Here is a 3235-nt window from a genome sequence, read left to right on the forward strand (position 1 = left end):
CAGTTTTCTACTCTACTAAGTCCCTATAGGGTTTCATATATTAATATAACAAGAAATATTTACCATAATAGTAGTTTCGGCTATAATAAAATTATCTAGAAAAATCTGAATTTTTTTTCTGCTGAGGAGGGGTACTATGAATACAACACTAGTATCTGAACGATTCGAAAATTTCGCTAAAATGGAATGTAGAGGCTCAAGTGAATTATATGAGCATTTATCCATCAAAATTTCAGAGGATGATGAATTGATAGCGTTATGCATGAATTCTCGAGAAGGGCAGCCAATTCCTAATTTATTATTTGGTGCTGTCCATTATCTTTTGCTAAAAGGAAAAGAACATGTTTTAAAAGAGTATTACCCGAGTATTACGAAGAATCCAAGGGAAATAGACGATTCTTTTCTTTATTTTAAGGATTTTTGCCAAGTGTATAGAGACGAAATTATTTCTCTCCTAAAGAGTAAGTTAGTACAGACTAATGAAGTAAGGCGCTGCGCGTATTTATATCCAATATTTTGTTATATTTATAGCGTTGTCAAGAAACCATTATCATTAATAGAAATTGGAACAAGTGCCGGTCTTCAATTGTTATGGGACAAGTATAGTTATTCATATGGAACAAACGAGATGTATGGAGATAGAAACTCACATGTCCATATAACATCTGAAATAAAAGGAAATCATACACCGTCATTTCTATTACCTAGTCCTCCAGTAGCTTCAAAAGTAGGATTAGACTTACATATTAGCGATTTAAATAATTTTGAAGATTATTTGTGGTTAAAATCGCTTATTTGGCCAGAACATGAAGAAAGGTTAGCACTTTTTGAGAAGGCAGCTACATGTTTAATTGAAAATCCAGTAAAACTTGTAGAAGGTGATGGGGTGGCATTACTTACAGAAGTTGCAGAAAAACTTCCGGAGGATACTGTAATTTGTATTTTTCATACGCATGTTGCAAATCAAATACCAGAAGACTCAAAGTATGAACTGCTAGAAAAAATAAAAACGATTGGAAGTAAACGAGACGTTTTCCACCTTTACAACAATATGTGGGATCGAAATCTTCACCTTGATTATTATCTAGATGGTGTTGAGTACAATCAAACGGTTGGAGAGACAGATGGACATGGTAGATGGTTTGATTGGAACGTGATGTAGGGTATATAGGGGAGGGATTCTATGGCTATAATCGGTTTACTTGGAACTGTACACACAGATGATTTACGTCAAAAGTTAAAATATCCTCTTCATTTAATGGAGGATGTAATTCGTACTTTTCAGCCAAATACAATTCTTGGGGAAGTAAGACCTGAAGATTATAAACGATACTTAGAAAATAGAAATTTTGAAGGATATTTAGGTCCCTCTGAATATAGATCTTTAATTCTTCCGCTATGTGAGAGTGAAGGGATTTCATTCGTACCTGTTGATTGGTTTGATGAAGAAATAACAAGCTTAAATTACTTTTCCGTTTACAATGAAGACATGCAAAATCAACTTGAGAACGAGTTATATGAGATATATGAAGATATATCTCAAGTAGCAGTCTTAGATCCAATTTCATTGAATTCTCATATGACAAATGAAATGATTAAGAAAAAACAATTATGGCTGGAAGAAAAGAACCATGCTGTTCATGAAATTGTATGGAGCAAAAGAAATAAACGAATTATAGATAATATTATAAAACATGTTATAAGTAATGAAAAAGAAAGGATCTTGATAACGATCGGTGCAGAGCATTGTTATTATATTCAAGAAGAATTAAGTAAGCTAGGAATAGATGTGATTTTTCCGATTGATGTAAAGAAACGATAATTACTATAACTATCGTATATCGTAATATAATGAAAGGATTTAAAAGGTATTTGAAAAACAGTTTCATGTTGAAAAAGACATAATGGGGGTAAACGATGGAGAAAATTCCTCAAATTCTTCAAGAAAAAATTGCTTTCTTGCAGTGTGCTAATAGAATTGAAAGATTATCTAAAGGATATTCTCCAGATGAAAAGTATGTAGTCTATTCTGATGATAAAAAATTCTTACTAAGAATAGGGAATTTAGAAGGGTATGAAAGAAAAAAGACGGAGTTTCAAATATTGCAGAGAATGCAAGAATATCATGTTAAATCCCCTAAGCCAATAGATATAGGAAATCTAGATGAATTGAATTCTTGCTACAATATTTATTCCTTTATTGAGGGTGTTGATGTAAAAGAGATGATACCTGTTCTTACTGACAAAGAGCAATACAAGATTGGTATTGAAGCAGGAGGACAGCTATCTAGAATGCATTTGCTTGAGGCGCCTATTACTATCAAATCTTGGTATGAACAAGCAATGCAAAAGCATTATCGATACCTTGATGCTTATGAAAAAAGTGGAATAAAGATTGAAAATGATCATAAGGTTATTAATTTTATTGAAGATAATAAGTATTTATTAAAAGGACGTCCGAATCGATTTCAGCACGACGATTTTCATTTGCAAAATATTATCGTAGACAATAATAGGTATGCTGGGGTAATTGATTTCAATAATTTTGATTGGGGAGATCCAATTCATGATTTTGTAAAAATAGCTCTATTTCAAAGGAATGAGAGTATTCCATTTTCAATAGGGCAAATTCAAGGGTATTTTAATCATACTGTTCCTGAAGAGTTTTGGATGCTTTATTCTATTTATGCTGGAATGGTTATATTTTCATCAATAATCTGGTCATTACGTTTTGCACCACACCAATTAGATGAAATGATAGAAAGGCTACATAATATACTGGAAGATCATAAAGGTTTTGAAATTCTAAGACCTTTATGGTATGAACCACATATGTTGTTTTGTGAAAAGTGATAAATACGGTGTATTTAAAGGGAGATTTGGAATTTTTGCTTATTAGGTTAATTACATTGTAGCAGGAATTGGGATTAGATAATGGATTAAGAAAAGGAGCGATATGTTTTTAATATCCCTCCTTTTTTGTTATTTTGATAAAATTTTTTTCTATACACTGAAGATAAACTAATTTTCCGTTAAATCAATACTCGATTATAAAGAAAAAGTCTTTAAATGTGAACGAAATTAAACATTTAAAATATGTTTAATAATTGTGTTGATTGTAGCTAAAAAACTTGGTATGGTATTATATCATATTAGGAAAAAGTAAAAGGAAGCGACATCAGATAGAGATTGCGAATAACTTGTGAACGATTTCATAATAATGTTGTTTTTATAT

General features: G+C 31.3%; 3 protein-coding genes. All 3 read left to right on the plus strand.

Annotated features, from left to right (window positions below):
• Nucleotides 1-136: 136 nt before the first annotated feature.
• The 3 genes from V7024_RS19280 (at nt 137) to V7024_RS19290 (ending at nt 2853) form a co-directional block, all read left to right on the plus strand.
• Complete coding sequence (locus tag V7024_RS19280) at nt 137-1162, plus strand: DUF2332 domain-containing protein (RefSeq protein ID WP_335522831.1); 1026 nt, start codon at nt 137-139, stop codon at nt 1160-1162.
• A gap of 21 nt (nt 1163-1183) precedes the next feature.
• Complete coding sequence (locus V7024_RS19285; RefSeq protein WP_335522834.1) at nt 1184-1822, plus strand: hypothetical protein; 639 nt, start codon at nt 1184-1186, stop codon at nt 1820-1822.
• A gap of 95 nt (nt 1823-1917) precedes the next feature.
• Complete coding sequence (locus V7024_RS19290) at nt 1918-2853, plus strand: aminoglycoside phosphotransferase family protein (RefSeq protein WP_335522836.1); 936 nt, start codon at nt 1918-1920, stop codon at nt 2851-2853.
• Nucleotides 2854-3235: the final 382 nt, after the last annotated feature.

It is taken from the genome of Bacillus sp. JJ864 (assembly GCF_036963045.1).
Taxonomy (GTDB): domain Bacteria; phylum Bacillota; class Bacilli; order Bacillales; family Bacillaceae_G; genus Bacillus_A; species Bacillus_A pseudomycoides_C.

Excerpts from the sequence above, each read along its gene's own strand:
- V7024_RS19280 (WP_335522831.1), top strand. The coding sequence starts at position 137 with ATGAATACAACACTAGTATCTGAACGATTCGAAAATTTCGCTAAAATG.
- V7024_RS19285 (WP_335522834.1), top strand. The coding sequence starts at position 1,184 with ATGGCTATAATCGGTTTACTTGGAACTGTACACACAGATGATTTACGT.
- V7024_RS19290 (WP_335522836.1), top strand. The coding sequence starts at position 1,918 with ATGGAGAAAATTCCTCAAATTCTTCAAGAAAAAATTGCTTTCTTGCAG.